This is a genomic window from Nocardiopsis sp. RV163 (assembly GCF_001029525.1).
Classification (GTDB): Bacteria; Actinomycetota; Actinomycetes; order Streptosporangiales; family Streptosporangiaceae; genus Nocardiopsis; species Nocardiopsis dassonvillei.
In genome coordinates, this window is the sequence record NZ_LEKI01000242.1 from 1 (window position 1) to 5591 (window position 5591).

Sequence of the window (5591 nt, forward strand, 5' to 3'; positions counted from 1 at the left end):
CCCCGCCTCCTCCAACCCGGCCCGGCGCCCCAGGCGCCGGGCCGGGCCCCCGCGCCGTCCCCTCCCGCAGTGTTCCCGCGCGGGGCGAGGGCCCCGAGACCGAGGGGTGGTGAACCGCCCCCGGGGGGCGCTGCTGGCTTCGCGGTAAAGACCACCGGGCCGCGCCACCGGGCCCGCGCGGTCGTCCCATCTCCCCACCTCCTGAACCCGGTCGGGACAGTGGGGATGTAGCGTCGCACGCCGTGCCCTCAGAACTCTCCGCCGCGTCCTTCCTGGCCCCCAGCGGCCACGGCCTGCTCGCCCCCACCGACGTGGCGGCGTTCGTCGCCGCCGCGGTGGTCGCCGTCTTCGTCGGGGCCGCGGTGCAGAGCACCGTCGGCCTCGGCCTCGGGCTGGTCGCCGCGCCCGTCCTGTCCTTCCTGGACCCCGCCCTCGTGCCGGGGGCGCTCCTGGTCGCCGTGATCGCCCTGCCCGGGCTCACGCTCCTCCAGGAGTGGCGGCACGTGGACTGGCGCGGCCTCGCCTGGGGGCTGCCCGCGCGCCTACCCGGAACCGCTCTGGGCGTGTGGGTGGTGGCCGCCCTGGAGCCCCGCGCGCTGGCGGGCGCGGTCGGGGCGATGGTGCTGGTGGCCGTCGCCCTCTCGCTCTGGTCCCTGCGGGTGCGCATCACCCCCGTCTCGCTCGTGGCGGCCGGGGCCCTGTCCGGCCTCACCGGCACCGCCACCACGATCGGCGGCCCGCCCATGGCGCTGCTCTACCAGTACGAGGAGCCCGCCCGGGTCCGCGCCACGCTGGCCGCGTTCTTCCTCCTGGGCGGCGCGGTCTCGCTGGCGGCCCTGGCCCTGGGCGGCCAGATGGACGCCCGGACCGCCGCGGTCGGCGCCTGCGCGGTCCCCTTCGTGGTCGCGGGCTTCTTCGCCGGGACCGCGCTGCGCCGCCGCGTCGACGCCGGGCGGCTGCGCGCGGCCCTGCTGGCGGTCGTGGCGGCCTCCGCGCTGGGGCTGCTCGCCCGGGCCTTCCTGGGATGACGCGCGGCCACCGTGCCGGGGACCGAGTAATGTACGCGAAAACCCGGTAACCGGACGGCATAGGCGTTCCATGGGCCGCTCCCGCGCGGGGTTGGGTAGGACCCGTGGACGTACGCCCATAAACTCGGGTATGCATACCTGCCGGTAGCCAAGCCCGGCCCACGTCAGGGGCGCGGAACGGCAAACTCAACGGACACGCGGGACGAGGGGACTGACGAGACAGTGGCACTGTTCGAGTCGATACACAATCCGGAAGCGCTCAAGAGGCTTCCGGCCGACCAGCTCCCTGCGCTGGCACAGGAGATCCGGGACTTCCTGGTCGACTCCTGCTCCCAGACCGGCGGGCACCTGGGCCCCAGCCTCGGCGTCGTCGAGCTGACCATCGCGCTGCACCGGGTCTTCGACTCCCCGAACGACCCCATCATCTTCGACACCGGGCACCAGGCCTACGCGCACAAGGTGCTCACCGGCCGCCACGACTTCACCAACCTCAAGTCCGAGGGCGGCCTGTCCGGATACCCCTCCCGCGCCGAGTCCGAGCACGACTTCGTCGAGAACTCCCACGCCTCCACCGCGCTGTCCTACGCCGACGGCATGGCCAAGGCCAACGAGGTGCGTGGCCGCAAGGACCGCACCGTGGTCGCCGTCATCGGCGACGGCGCCCTCACCGGCGGCATGGCCTGGGAGGCGCTCAACAACATCGCCGAGCGCCGGGACCGGCGCCTGGTCATCGTGGTCAACGACAACGGCCGCTCCTACTCGCCCACCATGGGCGGTCTGGCCGACCACCTCGCCTCCCTGCGCATGGCCCCCGGCTACGAGCAGGCACTGGACCTGGCCAAGACCACCCTCAACCGCACGCCCGTGGTCGGCCAGCCCATCTACGAGGCGCTGCACGGCATCAAGAAGGGCCTCAAGGACGCCATCCAGCCGCAGATGATGTTCGAGGACCTGGGCCTTAAGTACCTCGGTCCCATCGACGGCCACGACGAGCAGGCCCTGGAGAAGGCGCTGCGCCGCGCCCGCGACTTCGGCGGCCCGGCGATCGTCCACTGCATCACCCAGAAGGGCAAGGGCTACGCCCCGGCCGAGAACCACGACGAGGACCAGTTCCACGCCCCCGGCCCCTTCGACGTGGCCACCGGCCAGGCCAAGCCCGGCCCCAAGGCCGTCAAGTGGACCTCGGTCTTCGCCGACACCATGGTGGAGATCGGCGCCGAGCGCCCCGACGTGGTGGCCATCACCGCCGCCATGCTCCACCCCACCGGCCTCAACAAGTTCGCCGAGGCCTACCCCGAGCGCACCTTCGACGTGGGCATCGCCGAGCAGCACGCCGCCACCGCGGCCACCGGCATGGCCATGAACGGCCTGCACCCGGTCGTGGCCGTCTACGCCACCTTCCTCAACCGCTGTTTCGACCAGGTGCTCATGGACGCCGCCCTGCACCGCCAGGGAGTCACCTTCTGCCTGGACCGCGCCGGGATCACCGGCAACGACGGCGCCAGCCACAACGGCATGTGGGACATGTCCATCCTCCAGGTGGTCCCGGGCCTGCGCCTGGCCGCGCCCCGCGACGCCGAGCGCCTGCGCGCCCTGGTGCGCGAGGCCGTCGCGGTCGAGGACGCGCCCACCGTCGTGCGCTACCCCAAGGGCGCGGTCGCCGAGCAGTTGGACGCCGTGGGCAGGGTCGGCTCCATGGACCTGCTCCGCCGAGCCGCCGACGGCGGCAACTCCAAGGACCTGCTCATCGTGGGCGTCGGCACCATGGCCCAGGTCGCCTGCGAGGTCGCCGACCGTATGGCCGCCCAGGGGCTGGGCGTCACCGTCGTCGACCCCCTGTGGGTCAAGCCGCTGGACGAGGCACTGGTCGCCGAGGCCGCCGAGCACAGCGTCGTAGCGGTCATCGAGGACAACGGCCGCACCGGCGCGGTCGGCGACGCCGTGGCCCGCCTGCTGCGCGACCACGACGTGGACGTGCCGGTGCGCACGTTCGGCATCGCGCAGGAGTTCCTGGACCACGCCAAGCGCGACGACATCCTGCGCGAGCAGGGCCTGACCCCCCAGGAGCTGTCCCGCAGCCTCACCGAGACGGTCTCCCGGCACACCGACGGCGCCAAGTCCGCCGGCGAACTGGCCGACGAGACCGCCTGAGCGCACGCGTCCCAGGCAGCCCGGGGGACGCCCCCGGGCTGCCAGAATGGGCACATGAGCTCCTCCGAACCTGAGCAGCACAGCACCGCCGCACCGCTCCGGGTGGCCGTGATCGGCTCCGGCCCGGCGGGCGTCTACGCCGCCGACGCCCTGACGCGGCAGCGGCGCGTGCCCGTGCGCGTCGACGTCATGGACCGCCTGCCCACGCCCTACGGGCTGGTGCGCTACGGGGTGGCCCCCGACCACACCAAGATCAAGGGTGTGGCCCGGGCGCTGCGCCGGGTTCTGGAGCACCCCGACGTGCGCTTCGTCGGAGGGGTCGAATTCGGCGCCGACCTCACCCGCGCCGACCTGGCCCGCACCCACCACGCCGTCGTCTACGCCACCGGCGCCAGCGTCGACCGCCGCATGGACGTGCCGGGGGAGGACCTGCCCGGCAGCGTCGCCGCCACCGACTTCGTCAACTGGTACTGCGGGCACCCGGACACCGCCCTGGAGCGGTTCGTGCTCGACGCCGAGGAGGTCGTCGTGGTCGGGGCGGGCAACGTCGCCCTGGACGTGGTGCGCATCCTCGCCAAGACCGCCGACGAGCTCCGTCACACCGACATCCCCCAGCCGGTCCTGGACGTGCTCGCCGCCAGTCGTGTGCGCACCGTCCACCTGCTGTCGCGGCGCGGCCCCCTCCAGGCCAAGTTCACCGCGCCCGAGCTGCGCGACCTGCTCGCGCTGCCCGGTGCCGACGTCGTCGTGCGCCCCGAACAGGTCGACATCGACCCCACCGCCGTGGGCACCGGCGCCCCTGAACTGCGCGACGTCGCCCGGGCCGCCCGAACCAACCTGCGGCTCCTGTCCGAGCACGCCTCCCGAGGGCCCCGCGGGCGCGGGCGCACCGTGCGGCTGCACTTCTGGACCCGACCCGTGGAGGTCCTGGGCCGGGAGGAGGGGCGCGTGAGCGGCGTGCGGGTGGAGGAGACCCGCCTGGACGCGGACGGACGTCTGGCCGGAACCGGCCGGACCACGGACCTGCCCGCCGGGATGGTGCTGCGCTCGGTGGGGTACGCGGGCGTCGCGCTGCCCGGGGTGCCCTTCGACGCCCGGGGGCGCACCGTGCCCCAGCGGGGCGGGCGCGTCCTGGACGCCGACGGCGGCGCGGTCCCCGGCGACTACGTGGCCGGTTGGATCAAACGGGGCGCCACCGGGGTGATCGGCACCAACAAGTCCGACGCCGCCGCGACCGTGCGCGCCCTGCTGGAGGACGCCGGGGCGCTGCGAGAGGCGGCCCCGGAGCTGGTTCCGCTGGAGACCGTGCTGGACGAGCGCGGGGTGGCCCACAGCGACTACGAGGACTGGCTGCGCATCGACACCGCCGAGGCCGACCAAGCCGTGGAGCTGGACCGGGGCGAGCGGGTCAAGCTCCACGGCTGGGAGGCCTACCGCAGGGTCGTCGGCGGCTGATCCGCCCCGCCCTCCCCGCGCCGCGGGCTCAGGCGACCCGGTCGGTGTCGGCGCCGTAGGTGTTGCAGCCCTCCACGGTCTCCTGCGACCAGCCCCGCTCCAGCCAGAGGGCCCGGTTGCCGGCGGTGCCGTGCGTGTCGAGGTCGCCGCCGCCGTTGAAGTGCTCGTTGGCCGTGCGCAGGGCCCCCTCGTCGGCGCCGGTGATCCCGCGCAGGCCCGCCCCGGCCATGCACTCGGCCTGGAGTTCGGTGCGGCGCAGCGCCTCCAGTTCGGCCTGCTCGTTCTCGGCCTTCCAGGTCATGCCGTGCGCGACGTCCAGTATGCCGGTGGCGTACTGCACGTGGTGGCCGTACTCGTGGCCCATCAGGGCGAGCCAGACCTCCTCGCGCTCGCTCGGGGGGAGCAAAGCGCCCAGTTGGCGCACGTTGGGCAGTACGACGGTGATGCGGCTCAGGTCGCTCTCGTAGTAGGCGAGCGTGTATCCGTCCTCCGGGCTGGCGTCGGGGGGGTCGGGGGAGGTCCGGGTGACGGCGAACTCGGGCAGCTCCACGGACAGGCCCAGGTCCTCGAACACCGGCGCCCACAGCGTGTTCAGGCAGTCCCCGGAGACGGCCGCGAACTCCTCCCAGGACTCGTCGGAGTCGATGTCCAGTTCGGGGACGTCGCACTCGACCGGTTCGGGCATGGCGACGTCGTAGAGGGGGTGGTCGACGACGTCGACCTCCACCTGGTTGGGCCGCGCCCCGAGGCGGTCGTCGTAGTGGGCGGACAGGTCGACGCCGGTGGGCCGGGGCTCCTCCTGGGGCGACGACATCCTGCGCGAGCAGGGCCTGACCCCGTGGAGAACCCATCCGGCGGTGAGCGGCCCGGAGGCGGGACCCCCCGACCCGAGAGGTCCGGTACCGGAGGCGCCGGGGAGGACGCCGGACGCGGAGCGGACGGACGGGAACCCGACGG

At 73.9% G+C, this 5591-nt stretch carries 4 protein-coding genes; 3 read left to right on the forward strand and 1 reads right to left on the reverse strand.

Going from position 1 to position 5591, the window contains the following annotated elements; translation table 11 throughout:
* The first annotated feature begins 242 nt into the window (after positions 1-242).
* From ABD54_RS25095 to ABD54_RS25105, 3 genes are all read left to right on the forward strand, one after another.
* Positions 243-1028, forward strand: a complete 786-nt coding sequence (locus ABD54_RS25095) for a sulfite exporter TauE/SafE family protein (protein ID WP_047872019.1) — start codon at positions 243-245, stop codon at positions 1026-1028.
* A 222-nt stretch (positions 1029-1250) separates the two neighbouring features.
* The gene (gene dxs / locus ABD54_RS25100; protein ID WP_047872020.1) at positions 1251-3179 is read left to right on the forward strand and encodes a 1-deoxy-D-xylulose-5-phosphate synthase; all 1929 of its coding nucleotides are present in this window, start codon (positions 1251-1253) and stop codon (positions 3177-3179) included.
* A gap of 54 nt (positions 3180-3233) precedes the next feature.
* The gene (locus ABD54_RS25105) at positions 3234-4634 is read left to right on the forward strand and encodes an FAD-dependent oxidoreductase (protein WP_047872021.1); all 1401 of its coding nucleotides are present in this window, start codon (positions 3234-3236) and stop codon (positions 4632-4634) included.
* 28 nt (positions 4635-4662) lie between these two features.
* On the opposite strand, the gene ABD54_RS25110 is transcribed toward ABD54_RS25105, so the two are convergent.
* Positions 4663-5591 (reverse strand): neutral zinc metallopeptidase (locus ABD54_RS25110; protein ID WP_235432193.1); only part of this gene is annotated, 929 nt, incomplete at its 5' end.

Bases quoted from the DNA above. Each gene is read 5' to 3' on its own strand.
- ABD54_RS25105 (WP_047872021.1), top strand. From the start codon at position 3,234: ATGAGCTCCTCCGAACCTGAGCAGCACAGCACCGCCGCACCGCTCCGG.